The sequence below is a fragment of the Pseudomonas sp. NPDC096917 genome (assembly GCF_044762555.1).
Taxonomy (GTDB): Bacteria; Pseudomonadota; Gammaproteobacteria; order Pseudomonadales; family Pseudomonadaceae; genus Aquipseudomonas.
This window is the reverse complement of record NZ_JBIWEO010000016.1, coordinates 17,359-36,077: the sequence shown is the minus strand read 5'-3', so window position 1 is coordinate 36,077 and position 18,719 is coordinate 17,359. Positions and strand designations below refer to the sequence as shown.

The 18,719-nt window shown below is 54.6% G+C and carries 13 protein-coding genes; 7 read left to right on the top strand and 6 right to left on the bottom strand.

Going from position 1 to position 18,719, the window contains the following annotated elements; all coding sequences use genetic code 11:
• Positions 1–24 precede the first annotated feature (24 nt).
• From ACIQYF_RS18320 to fabI, 7 genes are all read left to right on the top strand, one after another.
• The gene (locus ACIQYF_RS18320) at positions 25–1,425 is read left to right on the top strand and encodes a transglycosylase SLT domain-containing protein (protein ID WP_402864643.1); all 1,401 of its coding nucleotides are present in this window, start codon (positions 25–27) and stop codon (positions 1,423–1,425) included.
• Between the two features lie 156 nt (positions 1,426–1,581).
• On the top strand, positions 1,582–3,411 hold the full coding sequence (locus ACIQYF_RS18315; RefSeq protein WP_402864641.1) for an extracellular solute-binding protein: 1,830 nt from the start codon (positions 1,582–1,584) through the stop codon (positions 3,409–3,411).
• A complete protein-coding gene (locus ACIQYF_RS18310; RefSeq protein WP_402864639.1) occupies positions 3,408–5,249 on the top strand; it encodes an extracellular solute-binding protein in 1,842 nt (613 codons plus the stop codon). The genes ACIQYF_RS18315 and ACIQYF_RS18310 overlap by 4 nt, the downstream gene beginning before the upstream one ends.
• Complete coding sequence (locus tag ACIQYF_RS18305; RefSeq protein WP_402864637.1) at positions 5,250–6,323, top strand: microcin C ABC transporter permease YejB; 1,074 nt, start codon at positions 5,250–5,252, stop codon at positions 6,321–6,323. It begins immediately after the preceding gene.
• Position 6,324: 1 nt separating this feature from the next.
• Positions 6,325–7,344: an ABC transporter permease gene (locus ACIQYF_RS18300; protein WP_402864635.1), complete on the top strand. Its 1,020-nt coding sequence runs from the start codon at positions 6,325–6,327 to the stop codon at positions 7,342–7,344.
• Position 7,345: 1 nt separating this feature from the next.
• Positions 7,346–8,956, top strand: coding sequence for an ABC transporter ATP-binding protein (locus ACIQYF_RS18295; protein ID WP_402864633.1), 1,611 nt, complete (start codon positions 7,346–7,348; stop codon positions 8,954–8,956).
• A 19-nt stretch (positions 8,957–8,975) separates the two neighbouring features.
• The gene (gene fabI / locus ACIQYF_RS18290; protein ID WP_019408046.1) at positions 8,976–9,770 is read left to right on the top strand and encodes an enoyl-ACP reductase FabI; all 795 of its coding nucleotides are present in this window, start codon (positions 8,976–8,978) and stop codon (positions 9,768–9,770) included.
• 247 nt (positions 9,771–10,017) lie between these two features.
• Here fabI and ACIQYF_RS18285 read toward each other — a convergent pair whose 3' ends face one another.
• The 6 genes from ACIQYF_RS18285 to tig all read right to left on the bottom strand — a co-directional run bounded on the left by ACIQYF_RS18285 (position 10,018) and on the right by tig (position 18,533).
• Positions 10,018–11,889 (bottom strand): SurA N-terminal domain-containing protein, encoded by a 1,872-nt coding sequence (locus tag ACIQYF_RS18285; RefSeq protein ID WP_402864630.1) that lies wholly within the window; start codon positions 11,887–11,889, stop codon positions 10,018–10,020.
• A gap of 231 nt (positions 11,890–12,120) precedes the next feature.
• The gene (locus ACIQYF_RS18280) at positions 12,121–12,393 is read right to left on the bottom strand and encodes an HU family DNA-binding protein (protein ID WP_003183171.1); all 273 of its coding nucleotides are present in this window, start codon (positions 12,391–12,393) and stop codon (positions 12,121–12,123) included.
• Positions 12,394–12,540: 147 nt separating this feature from the next.
• Entirely contained in the window at positions 12,541–14,937 is a 2,397-nt protein-coding gene (lon, locus tag ACIQYF_RS18275; protein ID WP_402864628.1) for an endopeptidase La, read from the bottom strand.
• Between the two features lie 163 nt (positions 14,938–15,100).
• Positions 15,101–16,384, bottom strand: coding sequence for an ATP-dependent Clp protease ATP-binding subunit ClpX (clpX, locus tag ACIQYF_RS18270; protein WP_402864626.1), 1,284 nt, complete (start codon positions 16,382–16,384; stop codon positions 15,101–15,103).
• A gap of 106 nt (positions 16,385–16,490) precedes the next feature.
• Positions 16,491–17,132, bottom strand: a complete 642-nt coding sequence (gene clpP / locus ACIQYF_RS18265; RefSeq protein ID WP_019408040.1) for an ATP-dependent Clp endopeptidase proteolytic subunit ClpP — start codon at positions 17,130–17,132, stop codon at positions 16,491–16,493.
• 90 nt (positions 17,133–17,222) lie between these two features.
• Positions 17,223–18,533: a trigger factor gene (tig, locus tag ACIQYF_RS18260; protein WP_402864623.1), complete on the bottom strand. Its 1,311-nt coding sequence runs from the start codon at positions 18,531–18,533 to the stop codon at positions 17,223–17,225.
• Positions 18,534–18,719: the final 186 nt, after the last annotated feature.

Genomic DNA, 18,719 nt, shown 5'->3' with positions numbered 1-18,719 from the left:
TTGCCCGAAACTATTTTTCAGCCAATGTCGTCATTTATAGGTAACTCCATCAGTTCAGACGCATTGACGCGCTTGGCTAAAGCCATCGCGGTGGCTGTGGCCGCCACATTGGCGGGCTGCCAAAGCTTCGATCACTCGACGCAAACCGTCGAACGCCCCAACCTGAAACTGACCAAACGTATCCCGCAAGAGCCGCTCTGGCTCAAGGCAAAGCCTGGCCCCGCAGCCCCGCAAGATGTCTGGGAGCGGATGCGCCAGGGCTTCCAGTTGCAAGAAGGTCTGGGCGTCAACCCGCGAATCGAACAACAACGCTTGTGGTTTGCGAGCAACCCTTCATTTCTAGAAGGCGCCGGCGAACGCGGCAGCCTGTACATCCATTACATCGTCGAACGTCTTGAAGAACGCAACATGCCACTCGAACTGGCGTTGCTGCCAGTGATTGAAAGCGCCTACAACCCAATGGCGTATTCACACGCCAACGCGGTCGGGCTCTGGCAGTTCATTCCCTCGACCGGTCGTTATTTCAACCTGCGTCAAACCCGAGCCTACGATGGACGTCGCGACATTACCGCCTCGACATTGGCCGCCATGAACTACCTGACGCGTCTGCACGACATGTTCAACGGTGACTGGCTGCTGGCTCTGGCGGCCTACAACGCGGGTGAAGGTACGGTTAGCCGGGCGATTGAGCGCAACGAAAAGCTTGGCTTGCCGACCGACTACTGGAACCTGCCCCTGCCGCAGGAAACCAAAGATTACGTCCCCAAGTTGCTCGCGCTGTCGCAAGTGGTACTGGCCCCTGAAGCCTACGGTATCAACCTGAACCCGATCGCCAACGAACCTTACTTCGAAATGGTCGAAATCAAACAGTCCATGGACCTGTCACGCGTGGCAGCCCTGGCTGAGATCGACGAAGACGAAATGTTCCAGCTCAACCCGGCCTTCAAGCAGCGCGCCACGACTGATGGCCCGCAGAATTTGTTGGTCCCCACCTCTAAAGCACGGCTTCTGACAGCCAGCCTGTCGAACCTCAAGCCTGAAGAGCTGATCAGCATGCGCCCCAAAAAGGCGGTGTTCGATAATGTGGCCAGCAATCCACCTGCACGACCTAATCGCAAGTACCGGGTTAAAAGTGGCGACAACCTGACACTGATCGCCAAAGCTAATCGCGTCGATGTCAAAGACCTGCAACGCTGGAACAAACTCACCGGCAAAAACCTTAAGGCTGGCCAGACTCTGGTCATGCAAGACACACGCAAACCGATCGCCAAAAAAACCACCACTTACACGGTGAAAAAAGGTGATTCGCTGTACATCGTTGCCAAACGTTTCAACGTTGAGATGCAACACCTCAAACGCTGGAATCCAAGTTCGGCCAAGGCGCTCAAACCCGGCCAGGTCCTGACGGTCTACAAACCGCACTAAGCACGTCTGGCAGGTAAATGCGGGCAATCACACTCCTACAAAATGGCAGGAAGTGGATTGCCCGCAACGCTTTCTGGAGTGGCCTTTTTCCTACAGATACAAGCTGTTACTGTACGGAAACCTTTAGCCTAACCCCTGGATCGAATACCTGACTTGATGCGTCTCCTCCTGCTGATTTTGATCAATCTGGCTTTGAGCTTCCCTGCAAGCGCAACCCTGAGCGAAAGCCACGGTTATGCACAGTTCGGCACACTCAAATACCCGTCTACGTTTACCCATTTCGATTGGGTTAACCCCGACGCGCCTAAAGGCGGGACGCTGCGGATCATGGCATTCGGCACCTTTGATACGCTCAACCCCTACACCTTCAAAGGCACCAGCCCGGTATCGACTGGCAACTTCCTGCAATACGGGGTCAACGAACTCAACGAAACCCTGATGGCAGGTACTGGCCAATACGCCCCGTCAGGCGATGAGCCGACCTCTAGTTATGGCTTGATTGCACAATCGGTGGAATACAACGAAGACCGCAGTTGGGTGGTCTTTAACCTACGGCCAGAGGCGCGTTTTCACGATGGCACGCCGATCACCGCTTACGATGTAGCCTTTTCTTACAACTTGCTGCTCAAAGAAGGTCACCCCCAGTACCGAACCAATCTGCAAGAAGTCCAGCGCGTAGACATTCTGGGTCCCAAGCGCATCCGTTTTGTATTCAAGCGTGCGGGCAACCCGCTGTTGATTCTGCGCCTGGGCGAGTTGCCTGTTCTGCCACAGCACTACTGGGCCAAGCGCGACTTTAAGGCCACGACGTTTGAGCCGCCGCTGGGCAGCGGGCCCTATCGCATCACCCAGGTCACTCCCGGCCGCCAAGTGGTGTTCGAGCACGTCAAAAATTGGTGGGGAGCCAACCTGGCGGTCAATCGCGGCAAATACAATTTCGACCGGGTTGAAGTGGAGTTCTATCGGGACAGTGACGTCGCGTTTGAAGCCTTCAAAGCCGGAGAGTTCGACATTTATATCGAACATCAGGCCAAGAACTGGGCCACCAGTTACAACTTCCCGGCGGTACGCCGTGGGGATGTGATCAAGGCTGAAATCACGCACAAAATCCCGACCCAAACCCAGGGTCTATTTATGAACAGCCGCCGCAGCACCTTCGAGCAAGCCAAGGTTCGCGAAGCACTCGGGCAAATGTTCGACTTCGAGTGGACCAATCGCACCTTGTTCTACAGCGCTTACCAACGTGCCGCGAGCTTTTACCCCAACAGTGAGTTTTCGGCCAGCGGCATTGCCCAGGGCCAAGAATGGTTGCTGCTCTCGCCTTGGCGCAGTCAGTTGCCACCCGAACTGTTCACACAGGCTTTTAGCCTGCCCAGGACCGATGGCCGAGGCATCCCCCGCGAAACCATGCGCCATGCGCTGGAGCTATTGGCACAAGGTGGCTGGAAAATCTCCGGCCAACGCCTGCTCAACAGCGAGGGCAAACCGTTAAAGTTCGAAATATTGCTGGTCAATCCTAACCTTGAGCGCATATTGCAGCCCTACGTAGAGAACCTGGCCAGTATCGGAATCGAGGCCCGTCTACGTACCGTGGATCGCGCGCAGTACAAGCAGCGGCTGGACCAATTCGACTTTGACATGATTCTGATGACCCTCGACCAGACCCTGAGCCCCGGCCTTGAACAGTGGCAGTACTTCCACTCCTCCCAGGTCAACGTCAAGGGCAGCAAGAACTATGCGGGGGTTGCCAACCCGGTGGTCGATCAACTGCTTGAAAAACTGCTCGCCGCCCAAACCCGTGAAGAACAACTGGCTGCTGGCCGGGCACTGGACCGCGTCTTGCTATCGCAGCACTACATCATTCCCAATTGGTATCTGAACTACCACCGCCTGGCGTACCGCAACCGGTTCGCCTTTGTGACTACGCCGCCTTATACCTTGGGCCTTAGCGCGTGGTGGCTTAAGCCTACGGAGAAAACCCGATGATGCCTTTGCGTACGTGGCTAAAACCTCTGACCGGCCTCTTGTTGGCCAGCCTGACCAGCGTCGCGCTGGCAGCACCGCAGCATGCGTTGACACTCTACGATGAGCCGCCCAAATACCCGGCCAACTTCAAGCATGTCGACTACGTCAATCCGGATGCGCCCAAGGGCGGCACCTTTCGTAAATCTTCGGTCGGCAGTTTTGACAGTCTGAATCCGTTCATCAACAAAGGCGTGCCCGCCGAAGATATTGAACTGACTTTCGATACCCTGACCCGTCAGACACTGGACGAACCCTTCACCTCCTATGGTTTGATCGCCCAAAAAATCGAAAAGGCGCCCGACAATAGCTGGGTACGTTTTTACTTGCGACCTGAGGCCAAGTTCAGCGATGGCCACCCGATTCGCGCCGAAGACGTGGTGTTCACCTTCGATACGCTGATGAAAAACGGCTCACCGCTGTACAAGGGCTACTACAGCGATGTCGACCAAGCCATTGCGGAAAACCCACTGCAAGTGAAGTTCACCTTCAAGCACAACAAGAACCGCGAACTACCGCTGATTCTGGGCCAACTGCCGGTGCTGCCCAAACACTGGTGGGCAAGCCGGGATTTCGGCAAGGGCAACCTTGAAATCCCTGTAGGCAGCGGTCCCTACACCATCGCCGAGATCAAGCCTGGCCGTTCAATTCGCTATGAGCGCAACAAGAACTACTGGGGCAAAGACCTGCCCATCAACAAGGGCCTGTACAACTTCGACGCGATTACCATCGATTACTTTCGCGACAACAGCGTTGCATTTGAAGCGCTCAAAGCCGGGCAATTTGATTACTGGTTCGAGATCAGCGCCAAAAATTGGGCCAGCGCCTACAACGCCCCGGCGTTCACCCAGGGCCGCTTGAAAAAAGAAGAAATCCGCAACCACAACCCGACCGGCATGCAAGGGTTTGTATTTAACCTGCGCAAACCGATGTTTCAGGATGTGCGGGTTCGCGAAGCGCTGAGCCTGTTGTTCGACTTTGAATGGGCCAACAAACAGTTGTTCAGCGGCGCTTACGCCCGCACCGGCAGTTACTTTGAGAACTCGGAAATGGCCGCCAAGGCCCCGCCCACCGAGGCAGAACTGGCTATTTTAGAACCCCTGCGCGGCCAGATCCCGGACCAGGTGTTCACCGAGGTCTTCAAGCCAAATGTCACCGACGGTAGCGGCATGATCCGCGACCACCAACGCCGGGCCTACCAATTGCTGCAAGAAGCCGGCTGGCGTATCGTCGACGACAAGATGGTCGACACCCAAGGAAAACCGGTCAAAATTGAGTTTTTGCTAGCGCAATCAGAGTTCGAACGCATTCTGTTGCCCTACAAACGCAACCTCAGCGACCTGGGCATTGACTTGCAAATTCGCCGTGTCGACCCCTCCCAATACCTCAACCGCCTGCGCTCACGGGATTTCGACATGATTGTCGGCGGCTTCCCACAGTCCAACTCCCCAGGCAGCGAGCAACGCGAGTATTGGGAATCGCAGAGCTACGACAAGCCCGGCAGCCGCAATTTCATTGGCCTTAAAGACCCGGCCATCGACCACCTGACTGAAGGCCTGATCAATGCCGAAACCCGTCAAAGCCTGATCGACCACGCCCGAGCGCTGGATCGCGTGTTGCAATGGGGCTTCTATGTCATCCCTAACTGGCACATCAAGACCTGGCGCGTGGCCTACTCAAGCAACATCGGCCACCCGGCGGTCACCCCGCTGTACGACATCGGGACAGCGACATGGTGGGCAAAACCTGACGCTAAGCCTGTAACACCTACTAAACCCACAAGCGAAAGCCTGGAGCCTTAAATGCTGGCGTATATATTCAGGCGATTACTGCTGATTATTCCGACGCTATTCGGGATTCTGCTGATCAACTTCATCATCATCCAGGCCGCTCCCGGCGGCCCGGTCGAACAAATGATTGCCAAGCTCGAAGGCTTCGACGGCGCAACCAGCCGTATCGCCGGCGGTGGTTCCGAAGTCTCGGTGGCAGGCTCTAACTACCGAGGTGCGCAAGGCCTGGACCCGGCATTGATCCAGGAAATCGAAAAGATGTACGGGTTCGACAAGTCAGCCCCCGAACGCTTATGGATCATGATCAAGAACTACGCCCAACTGGACTTCGGCGAGAGCTTTTTCCGCGACGCCAAGGTCATCGACCTGATCAAGGAGAAAATGCCGGTATCCATCTCGCTGGGGCTGTGGAGCACGCTGATCATGTATTTGGTGTCGATCCCGCTGGGAATCGCCAAGGCGACGCGACACGGCAGCCACTTTGATGTCTGGACCAGCTCGGCAATCATTATCGGCTATGCAATTCCAGCCTTTTTGTTTGCGATTCTTCTGATTGTGGTGTTCGCCGGGGGCAGTTATCTGGACTGGTTTCCGCTCCGCGGCCTGACCTCCAACAATTTCGATCAGTTGAGTTGGGGCGGCAAGATCCTGGATTATTTCTGGCACTTGACGCTTCCCATCACCGCCCTGGTGATTGGCAATTTCGCCACCATGACCTTGCTGACCAAAAACAGCTTTCTGGATGAAATCAATAAACAGTACGTGGTGACCGCCAAGGCCAAAGGGCTGACCCATCATCGTGTGCTCTACGGGCACGTGTTTCGCAACGCCATGTTGCTGGTGATCGCGGGGTTCCCGTCAGCCTTTATCGGTATTTTCTTTACCGGCTCATTGCTGGTCGAGGTGATTTTCTCGCTGGACGGTCTGGGCCTGATGAGTTTCGAGGCGGCGATCAATCGCGATTACCCGGTGGTCTTTGGCACCTTGTTTATCTTTACGCTGGTCGGACTGGTGGTGAAATTGATCGGCGACCTCTCATACACCCTGGTTGATCCGCGCATCGACTTTGAAAGCCGAGAGCATTGAGATGAAACTTTCCCCTCTCAACCGACGACGTTTCGAACGCTTCAAAGCCAACAAGCGTGGCTGGTGGTCGCTTTGGATTTTCCTGGTGTTGTTCGGGCTCAGCTTGGGTGCCGAGCTGATCGCCAACGACAAACCCCTGGTGATTCATTACGACGGCGACTGGTACTTCCCGGCCCTCAAACGCTACCCCGAAACAGATTTCGGCGGAGAGTTCCCACTCGAAGCCAACTACAAAAGCCCTTACATCCGCGAATTGTTGGCCAAGAAAGACGCCTTGGTCGTGTGGCCACTTATCCCGTACAGCTATCAGAGCATTAACTACGACCTGAAAGTCCCGGCCCCGGCGCCACCCTCGGCCGAAAACTGGCTCGGCACCGATGATCAGGGGCGAGATGTGTTGGCCCGGGTCATTTATGGCTTTCGAATTTCGGTGCTGTTTGCTCTTACGCTGACTGTTTTGAGTTCGATCATTGGCGTGATTGCGGGCGCCCTTCAGGGCTTCTATGGCGGCTGGATCGACCTCGCAGGCCAACGCTTTCTGGAGATATGGTCTGGTTTGCCAGTGCTCTATCTGCTGATCATTTTGGCCAGCTTTGTACAGCCCAACTTCTGGTGGCTGCTGGGCATCATGCTGCTGTTTTCCTGGATGAGCTTGGTTGACGTAGTACGCGCCGAATTTCTGCGTGGGCGAAATCTGGAATATGTGCGTGCTGCCCGTGCACTGGGCATGCAAGACATGGCAATCATGTACCGCCATATCCTGCCCAATGCCATGGTTTCAACCATGACCTTCATGCCGTTTATTTTGACCGGTGCCATTGGCACGCTCACGGCGCTGGACTTCCTGGGCTTTGGCCTGCCTCCCGGCGCGCCCTCACTCGGCGAACTGGTCGCCCAAGGCAAATCCAACCTGCAAGCGCCGTGGCTGGGCATCAGTGCCTTTGCCGTGCTAGCCATCATGCTCAGCCTGCTGGTGTTTATCGGCGAGTCCGCTCGCGATGCCTTCGACCCGAGGAAATGAGATGACGCAGGACAACCTGATCGAAGTGCGCGATCTCGCCGTCGAGTTTTCCACGGGCGAGCAATCACATCGCGTGGTGCAAGGCATCAATTTCGACATCAAGCGCGGGGAAACTCTGGCTCTGGTGGGCGAAAGCGGCTCGGGCAAGTCAGTGACCGCACATTCCATTCTGCGACTGCTGCCCTACCCGATGGCGCGCCATCCGAGCGGCAACATCCAGTACGCCGGGCAGGACTTGCTGCATCTGGATGAGAAAAAACTCCGGCATATCCGTGGCAATAAGATTGCCATGATTTTCCAGGAGCCCATGACCTCGCTGAACCCCTTGCACTGCATTGAAAAGCAGATCAATGAAGTGCTGGGCATCCACAAGGGGTTGACCGGTAAAGCAGCCACACGACGCACCCTTGAGCTTCTGGAGTTGGTGGGCATCCCTGATCCCCATAAACGCCTTAAAGCGTTGCCACACGAGCTCTCAGGCGGGCAGCGGCAGCGGGTGATGATCGCAATGGCCCTGGCCAACGAGCCTGAACTGTTAATTGCTGACGAGCCGACCACCGCGCTGGACGTGACGGTGCAGCTGAAAATTCTGGATTTACTGAAGCAGTTACAGGCGCGCCTGGGGATGTCGCTGTTACTGATCAGTCACGATTTGAACCTTGTTCGACGAATTGCGCATCGAGTATGTGTCATGCAGCGCGGTTGCATCGTCGAACAAGCATCGTGCGAACAGTTGTTCCGTTCGCCACAGCATCCATACACCCGGGAACTGCTCAGTGCAGAGCCCAGCGGAAGCCCGGCCAACACGGTTGTGGGCAGGCCGCTGCTGGAAGTCGAGAACCTGAAGGTGTGGTTCCCGATCAAAAAAGGGTTGTTGCGCAAGACCGTTGATTACGTGAAAGCAGTCGACGGCATAAACTTCAGCCTGCCTCAGGGCCAGACCCTAGGCATTGTTGGAGAAAGCGGATCGGGTAAATCGACACTGGGTCTGGCGATTTTGCGTTTGATTGCCAGCAAAGGCGCGATCAGTTTTGAAGGCAAACGGCTAGACTATTTGTCGCGACAAGAAGTTAGACCCCTGCGACGGGAAATGCAGGTGGTGTTCCAGGACCCGTTTGGTAGCCTCAGCCCACGCATGAGCGTCAGTGAGATTGTCGGCGAAGGCTTGCGCATCCACCGCATGGGAACTCCCGAGGAGCAGGAAAAGGCAATTATTGAAGCCTTGAGAGAAGTAGGTCTGGATCCGGAAACCCGGCACCGCTACCCTCACGAGTTTTCTGGCGGGCAACGGCAGCGCATTGCCATTGCCCGGGCACTGGTATTGAAACCGGCGCTCATTGTGCTGGACGAGCCAACCTCTGCGTTGGACCGTACGGTACAGCGCCAGGTAGTCGAGTTGTTACGCTCGCTGCAAACCAAGTACAACCTGACATATTTGTTTATCAGCCATGACCTGGCGGTAGTCAAAGCGCTGAGCCACCAACTGATGGTGGTCAAGCACGGCCAAGTGGTCGAACAGGGTGATGCGCAAAGTATCTTTGCCTCACCGCAACATCCATATACACAACAGCTGCTGGAAGCCGCCTTTTTGGCACCAGTGGCTGTCGATTAACCTGATAGAGGAACAACACATGGGTTTTCTCGCCGGTAAGCGCGTCCTGATCGTCGGTGTCGCTAGCAAATTGTCCATCGCTTCTGGCATTGCTGCCGCCATGCACCGTGAAGGCGCTGAACTTGCTTTCACTTATCAGAACGAAAAGCTTAAAGGCCGCGTTGAAGAGTTCGCAGCAGGCTGGGGTTCCAACCCGGAACTGTGCTTCCCTTGCGACGTTGCCAGCGATGAAGAAATCGCCAAGGTTTTCGAGGAGCTGAGCAAGAAATGGGACGGCCTGGACTGCATCGTTCACTCCGTAGGTTTCGCCCCTGGCGACCAACTGGACGGCGACTTCACAGACGCTACCACCCGTGAAGGCTTCCGCATTGCTCACGACATTAGCGCCTACAGCTTCGTGGCCCTGGCCAAAGCTGGCCGCCCGATGATGAAAGGCCGCAATGGCAGCCTGCTGACCCTGTCCTACCTGGGCGCAGAACGCACCATGCCTAACTACAACGTGATGGGCATGGCCAAAGCCAGCCTGGAAGCGGGTGTACGTTACCTGGCAGGCAGCCTGGGCCCTGAAGGCACTCGCGTTAACTGCGTATCGGCTGGCCCGATCCGCACCCTGGCCGCTTCTGGCATCAAGAACTTCCGTAAAATGCTGGCGGCCAACGAAGCGCAAACTCCGCTGCGTCGCAACGTAACCATCGAAGAAGTCGGCAACGCCGGCGCCTTCCTGTGCTCCGATCTGGCATCGGGCATCAGCGGCGAAATCATGTACGTAGACGGCGGCTTCAACACCACCGCAATGGGTAGCCTCGAAGAGTAATCTCTTCGCTGTAGCCTCCACGTAAAACGCCCGGTGCAGTCAATGCACCGGGCGTTTTGCGTTTAGGGCCTGAAAATCTCCTCACGCAATGAGTAAGTCGACGCGCAATCCGTCAACGGCGGCAGCTCCCACGCATGCGTGGCGTCAGTGAAAATTTTCAGATCAAAAGCGATTTTTGGATTTTCTGTCGCGCAAAAAAAATGGCCGCTCCATGAGCGGCCATTTTTTGTGAAGCTATGGCGAACGCTTAGTAGCGATCAACCTTGGCTTCGTTTTCCAGCTGTTTGCGGTAGGCAGCAAAGTCTTGCTGGCCAACACGCGAAGCCAGGACGCGACGATACGACGCTTTCTCTTCTTCAGTCGGCTTCGCAGCATCGTTGACGCCGTTTAGGCGCAATACAATAACGGTGCCATCAGCCAAGGTCACGCTGCCAAATGTCGGCTTGTCCTTGGACGCAGGCTTAGGCATGCGGAATACAGCTTGCAACAAGGCAGGATCAATACCGTCCTGGCCCCGCGCAACCGCTTCCTGAACCTTCCACGACTGGCCATCAACTGGCTGGTTCAACGGCAACTTACCATCGCGCAAACCGGCAATGATTTGCTCAGCCTTGGTTTTAGCCGCCGCACTCGCGTGCTCTTTGACCAGTTGTGCACGAATGCTCGAGGCAACGGCTTCCAGAGGCAATTGCTCTGGCTTGCGATGCTCTTTAACACGCAATACGACAACGGTCTCAGGATCAAGCTCAAGCGCGGTGCTGTTGGCACCCTCGTCCATCACTTCAGTGCTGAATGCAGCTTGGACCACAGCACGGTTAGCAGCAATGCCCTCGCCACCTTCACGACCAAACGGCGCCGAGGTGTGCACGGTCAGCTTCAAGTCCTGAGCAGGCTGGGCCAGATCAGAGGCTTCAAACGCAGAGTCTTCGAGTTGCTTGGTTGCATCGACAAAGCTGCGCTCAACCTGTTGCGTTTTCAGATCACGCGTGAGTTTGCCTTTCAGGCTGGCGAAGGTCGGTACTTCCGGCGCTTCGACACCCAACAGCTTGATCAGGTGGTAACCAAAGCTGGTACGAACCGGCTCCGAAACCTGATCTTTTTTCAGCGCATACTCAGCGGCTTCAAAGACCGGATCATAGACACCCGGACCTGCGTAACCGAGGTCACCGCCATTGGCAGCCGAACCCGGATCTTGAGAGAACTCTTTGGCCAGAGCCTCAAAGCTTTCGCCCTTGGCCAGACGTTGTTGAATCTCCTCGATCTTGGCTTTGGCTTGCGCATCGCTGACTTTGTCGTTGACTTCAATCAGGATGTGCGCGGCGCGACGCTGTTCAGCCAGGTTGGCGATTTCTTTCTGATAAAGCGCCTGTAACTCGTCATCTTTGACCGCCACCTGATCAAAGAAGGAAGACTTCTTCAATTCGATGTAATCAATCACGACTTGATCAGGCGTCATGAATTCTTTGGCGTGCTTGTCGTAGTAAGCCTTGATTTCTTCTTCGCTGATTTTCACCGCAGCAGGATCTGCCTTGATGTTCAGGGTAGCGAAATCACGGGTTTGCTTTTCAAGACGGGCAAAAGCGTTCACTTGTTCATCAGTCACAAAACCACTGCCTGCCAAACCGGCACGCAGCTGACCAATCAACATTTCCTGGCCTAGCATTTCGCGAAACTGCAGACGGCCGTAACCCAGTTGACGAATCACCTGATCGAAACGCTCAGGGCTGAATTGGCCATTGTCCTGAAACTCAGGTGTCTGCAGGATGACTTGATCCAAAGCGGCTTCAGAGAAGGAGAACTTCGCGTTATTGGCGCCTTGCAGCAACAGCTTGCGATCGATCAACCCTTTCAGCGCAGCTTCGCGCAGCATTTTTTCGTCCAGCAACGAAGCGTCGAAATCCTTGCCCAGCTGTTGCATCAACTGACGACGTTGCATGTCGACAGCCTGGCTTAGCTCAACTTGAGTGATTTCCTCACCATTAACCTTGGCCGCATCCTTGCTGGTAGAGGTGGCTTGAAAAATCGCATCGAAACCGGTCAACGCCATGAGCGCGACAATGACACCGATGATGGTCTTGGCAATCCAGCCTTGTGAATTGTCCCTGATATTTTGCAGCATGCTTCCCCCAGAAACGGTCTTGCACAATGAGCAACCGTGGAGCGTGGGTAGAGTCCGGATAGAAGAAAGGCGCATCCGAGGATGCGCCTTCTCGTAACTGGCGGAGCGGACCGGGCTCGAACCCGCGACCCCCGGCGTAACACATCAATGCATGCATTGAGCGTACAACCGCTCCGCTGCCAAGCCTGGCGTGCGCCTGACCCGGTTGTTGGGTAAAAGTATTACAGAAACTTAGTTAACCGCTTCTTTCAGCGCTTTACCGGCTTTGAAGCCTGGTTTTTTAGCAGCAGGAATTTCCAGCGTTTTACCAGTCTGTGGGTTACGACCCGTGCGAGCAGGACGATCGGTTACAGAAAAAGTACCAAAGCCAACCAGTACCACAGAGTCGCCGGCCTTAAGAGCGCCAGTGACGGATTCGATTACTGCGTCCAGCGCACGGCCAGCTGCAGCTTTCGGGATATCAGCAGATGCAGCGATAGCATCAATCAGTTCCGACTTGTTCACTCTAAGTCCCCTTATATCTATCTGAGTATGTTTCTAAAGTTTTTTGGTAAAACCTGAACGTTTGCCTGAGTATTACGGACACTTATAGAGCCGCTTTATAACAAGGGCTCTAAACAGCGTCAAGAAAGCCCCTCAGGCAAATTAGTATTAATGCGTGCTGATTCTTTCCTTAGCGTCAGGCTCTCGCTTCTCATCCTTGGCAACAATCTCAGGAGCCACATCTGGCAAGGGCTCCGGGGCGTATTGCAGCGCAATTTGCAGGACCTCGTCAATCCATTTAACCGGTTTAATCTGAAGATCCTGTTTGATGTTGTCAGGGATTTCCTTCAGATCGCGGACATTTTCTTCAGGAATAATTACGGTTTTGATTCCACCACGGTGGGCCGCAAGCAGTTTTTCCTTCAGGCCACCGATGGCCAGTACCTGACCCCGCAAGGTAATTTCACCGGTCATTGCAACATCTGCACGCACAGGAATCAGCGTAAGTGCTGACACCAAAGCGGTACACATGCCTACACCAGCACTCGGCCCGTCTTTAGGCGTAGCACCTTCTGGCATGTGGATGTGAATGTCACGTTTCTCGTGAAAATCCAATGGGATACCGAGGCTCTTGGCACGACTGCGCACGACCGTCAAAGCCGCGGTAATGGACTCAACCATTACATCGCCGAGCGAACCGGTTTTGATCAACTGACCTTTGCCAGGCACAACAGCGGCTTCAATGGTAAGCAATTCGCCACCGACTTGAGTCCAGGCCAGACCTGTCACTTGGCCGATCTGATCTTGCTGTTCCGCCAGACCATAACTGAATTTTCTTACGCCCAGGAAGTGCTCCAGTAGCTCAGAAGTCACAGTGACGGAGAAACGTTTTTCCATCGCATGTTCTTTGACTGCCTTGCGGCAAACCTTCGCAATCTGACGCTCAAGACCCCGGACACCCGCTTCACGCGTGTAGTAACGAATGATGTCGCGGATAGCTTCGTTGTCGAATGCCAGCTCGCCTTTCTTCAAACCATTCGCTTCAATTTGTTTCGGCGCGAGGTATTTGATCGCAATGTTGATTTTTTCGTCTTCTGTGTAGCCCGGCAGACGAATCACCTCCATCCGGTCCAGCAACGCTGGCGGGATGTTCATGGAGTTCGAAGTGCACAGGAACATCACATCGGACAGGTCGTAATCGACCTCAAGGTAATGGTCATTGAAATTGTGGTTCTGCTCAGGGTCCAGCACTTCCAGCAAAGCAGATGCCGGATCGCCGCGCATGTCGCTGCCCATCTTGTCGATTTCATCGAGCAAGAACAGCGGGTTACGGACCCCCACTTTTGTCATCTTTTGAATCAATCTACCCGGCATGGAACCGATGTAGGTACGACGGTGACCACGAATTTCCGCTTCATCGCGTACACCTCCCAAGGCCATGCGCACGAATTTACGGTTTGTCGCGCTGGCAATGGACTCCGCAAGAGAGGTTTTACCTACACCAGGAGGACCTACCAGGCACAAAACGGGCCCACGAATTTTCTTCACGCGCTTTTGCACGGCGAGATATTCGAGAATACGTTCTTTGACTTCGTCCAGACCATAATGGTCGGCGTCCAGAATGTCTTCAGCGCGCTTAAGGTCCAGGCGCACCTTGCTCTGGGCTTTCCACGGCACCTGCACCAACCAGTCGATATAGGAGCGCACGACGGTCGCTTCTGCGGACATTGGCGACATTTGCTTGAGTTTGTTCAGCTCAGCCTGAGCCTTGGCCATTGCATCTTTAGGCAGGCCAGCCTCATCAATGCGCTTTTTCAGCTCTTCGATTTCGTTGTGACCTTCGTCACCGTCACCCAGCTCTTTCTGAATGGCCTTCATCTGCTCATTCAGGTAGTACTCGCGCTGGCTGCGCTCCATCTGCTTTTTGACACGGCCACGGATGCGCTTTTCAACTTGCAGCAAGTCGATCTCGGCATCCAGCAACGCCAAAACGTGCTCTACCCGCGCTTGCAGGTCGATGATTTCAAGAATTTCCTGCTTCTGCTCGATCTTTAGCGCCATGTGGGCAGCCATGGTATCGACCAGACGGCTTGGCTCATCAATGCTGTTAAGCGATGACAACACCTCTGCAGGCACCTTCTTGCCCAACTGCACATACTGCTCGAACTGCGAGAGCAGGCTACGTACAAAGACTTCGGATTCGCGCTCCGGAGCTGCCACTTCGTCAATCAAAGAGACTTCAGCGCTCAAGTAGCCGTCAGCCTGACCGAAATACTCCACAGCACCGCGCTGCTCGCCCTCAACCAGCACTTTAACGGTGCCATCCGGGAGCTTGAGCAGTTGCAGGACTGTCGCAATAGTACCCACACGATAGAGAGCGTCTTCGCTCGGATCATCGTCAGCAGGATTTTTTTGAGCCAACAGCAGAATCTGCTTGTCGCCCGTCATCGCAGCCTCAAGGGCCTCGATTGATTTCTCGCGTCCCACGAACAGTGGGATAACCATGTGCGGATAAACCACAACATCGCGCAATGGCAGGAGAGGCAATTCGATGGTTGTCTTCATGATTTCGCCTCTACGGCGGCCATAAGGCCGTAATCAGATGGATGTAAGCTTGAAGCCAAGATGGGGGCTGTCTGGAAAAAAAACAAGCGCTGACCGACAGGAAAAACAAAGGGGCCCGAAGGCCCCTTCTTTAACACGCAAAATGTAATACCCAGCAATACACTTACGCGTCGGGTGCCGCCTTGGAAGTCGCTTCGCTGTTTTCATAAATCAACAGCGGCTTGGACTTCCCTTCAATAACGCTTTCGTCGATCACCACTTTACTCACCTCGGACTGCGAGGGGATTTCGTACATGGTGTCGAGCAATACGCTTTCAAGAATCGAACGAAGACCACGAGCACCCGTCTTGCGCTCCAGCGCACGCTTAGCGACTGCCTTGAGGGCATCCGCACGGAACTCGAGGTCAACGCCTTCCATCTCGAACAACTTGCCGTATTGCTTGGTCAGCGCGTTCTTCGGTTCGGTCAGAATCTGCATCAGCGCGGCTTCGTCCAGCTCATCGAGCGTTGCAAGAACAGGCAAACGACCTACGAACTCAGGGATCAGGCCGAACTTGACCAAATCATCAGGCTCGACTTCACGCAGGGATTCGCCAACTTTCTTCCCCTCTTCCTTGCTGCGTACTTCGGCGCTAAAGCCGATGCCGCCGCGAGTAGAGCGTGCCTGGACAACCTTCTCAAGGCCTGAGAATGCACCACCGCAGATAAACAGAATGTTGCGGGTATCAACCTGCAGGAACTCTTGCTGAGGATGCTTGCGACCACCTTGAGGCGGCACGGAAGCCACAGTGCCTTCGATCAATTTCAGCAACGCTTGCTGTACACCTTCGCCGGAAACATCTCGGGTAATCGAAGGGTTGTCAGATTTGCGCGAAATCTTGTCGATTTCATCGATGTAGACGATGCCCATTTGGGCTTTCTCTACGTCGTAATCGCATTTCTGAAGCAGTTTCTGAATGATATTTTCAACATCCTCGCCCACATAACCGGCTTCGGTCAGTGTGGTGGCATCAGCAATGGTGAAAGGTACGTTCAGCAGACGAGCCAGGGTTTCGGCCAGCAGGGTTTTACCCGAGCCGGTAGGTCCTATCAGCAGGATGTTGCTCTTGCCGAGTTCGACGTCGTCATTTTTTTTGTCACGCTGGTTAAGGCGCTTGTAGTGGTTGTACACCGCTACAGCCAAAACCTTTTTGGCACGTTCCTGACCAATCACGTATTGATCAAGGATGCCGCTGATTTCTTTTGGCGAAGGTAGTTTATGCGCGCTGCTTTCAGCTTGGGCTTCCTGCACCTCCTCACGGATGATGTCGTTGCACAAGTCGACGCATTCGTCGCAGATAAACACCGAGGGGCCGGCAATCAATTTACGCACTTCATGCTGGCTTTTGCCACAGAAGGAGCAATAGAGCAATTTGCCGTTGTCCTCGCCGTTGCGGGTGTCAGTCATTCGATCGATCCAAATCCGATAGGCTTGCAACACAAGATGAAGGCAACTGCGGGCTTTTTCAAGCCCGCAGGTGGTCGGTTAACCCAACCACCTACATTTGGGCTACTTAAGCGGGCATTTGACGCTTGCTGAACACAGAGTCGATCAAACCGTACTCGGCCGCACGCTCAGCGCTCATGAAGTTGTCACGCTCAGTGTCACGCTCGATGGTCTCGAGAGTCTGGCCCGTGTGGTGAGCCAGCAGCGAGTTCAAACGATGACGAATGTTGAGGATTTCCTTGGCATGAATGTCGATATCCGACGCCTGCCCCTGGAAACCGCCCAATGGCTGGTGAATCATCATGCGCGAATTCGGCAGGCAGTGACGCTTGCCCGGTGCGCCGCCAGCCAACAGGAAAGCACCCATGCTGCAGGCCTGACCAATACAGATGGTCGAGACATCCGGCTTGATGAACTGCATGGTGTCATAGATCGACATGCCTGCAGTAACCGAGCCGCCAGGGGAGTTGATGTAAAGATGGATGTCCTTGTCCGGGTTTTCCGCTTCAAGGAAAAGCAGCTGCGCAGCAACCAGATTGGCCATGTAGTCTTCGACAGGGCCCACCAGGAAGATGATTCGCTCCTTCAAAAGGCGCGAATAGATGTCGTAGGCGCGTTCGCCACGAGCAGACTGCTCAACAACCATCGGGACCAGGCCGCCAGCGGCCTGGATGTCAGAGTTCTGCTGAATATAAGAATTGCGGGACATGTCCGGCAGTCACTCCCAAAAAGTCTTGTCTGGAATACGCATAAGCCAGCTCGAGGCTGGCTTATGGTTGTGTTTTCTAACGAGTCAGAATCAGTCGGCTTGTGGCGCTTCCACCGGCTTGACAGCTTCTTCGTAAGAGACCGCTTTATCGGTCACCTTAGCCTTCTGCAGAACAGTATCCACAACTTGCTCTTCCAGCACAACCGAACGAACCTCGTTCAATTGCTGGTCATTTTTGTAGTACCAAGCTACAACCTGCTCTGGCTCCTGATAAGCGGAAGCCATTTCCTGAATCATTTCGCGAACGCGATCTTCGTCAGGCTTCAGGTCGAATTGCTTGACCACTTCAGCAACGATCAGACCAAGCACAACGCGGCGCTTGGCTTGCTCTTCGAACAGCTCAGCCGGCAGCTGGTCAGGCTTGATGTTGCCACCGAACTGCTGAACAGCCTGAACGCGCAGACGATCAACTTCGTTGGACAGCAACGCTTTAGGCACTTCAATCGGGTTGGCAGCCAGCAGGCCGTCCATTACCTGGTTCTTGACCTTGGATTTGATTGCCTGACGCAGCTCACGCTCCATGTTCTTACGAACCTCGGCGCGGAAACCTTCGATACCTGTCTCCTTGATACCGAACTGGGCGAAGAACTCTTCGTTCAGTTCTGGCAGCTTAGGCTCAGATACAGTGTTGACAGTCACAGTGAACTCAGCAGCTTTGCCTGCCAGATCCAGATTTTGGTAGTCCTCAGGGAAAGTCAGGGTCAGAACGCGCTCTTCACCTGCCTTAGCACCAACCAGACCGTCTTCGAAGCCAGGAATCATGCGGCCCGAACCCAGAACCAGCTGAGTACCCTTGGCGGAACCGCCAGCGAATACTTCGCCATCAACCTTGCCAACGAAATCGATGTTCAGTTGGTCTTCGTTCTGAGCAGCACGCTCAGTCACTTCAAAACGGGTGTTTTGCTTGCGCAGCACGTCCAGCATTTTGTCCAGGTCAGCATCAGCCACTTCGGCGCTCAGGCGCTCGACGGCGATAGTGTCCAGACCGGTCACTTCGAATTCTGGGAATACTTCGAAAGTGGCAATGTACTCAAGATCCTTGCCTTTCTCGAAGACTTTTGGCTCAACCGATGGTGCGCCAGCCGGGTTCAGCTTTTGCTCAACCACTGCTTCGTAGAAAGAAGCCTGGATCACGTTGCCCAGCGCTTCTTGACGCGCATCAGCTTCGTAACGCTGACGGATCACGCTCATTGGCACTTTGCCTGGACGGAAGCCCGGGATTTTGGCCTTTTGGGCAGTCTGTTGCAGACGCTTGTTGACTTCAGCCTCAATACGCTCAGCTGGCACGCCAATGGTCATGCGACGCTCAAGAGCGGAAGTATTTTCAACAGAAACTTGCATGGATATTCCTCGTTGCACAGACATTAGCCGGCCGTTTCCGACCCCATAATCAAGGGCATGCATTCTAGAGGGTCAAACTCAAGAAGTCACCCTACCGAAATCGCGCACAGAAACAGCAGGTACATTATTAAGCGCAAGCAATGATTTGCTTAACCACCTGAAAACACATAAATCTTTACACAAGGG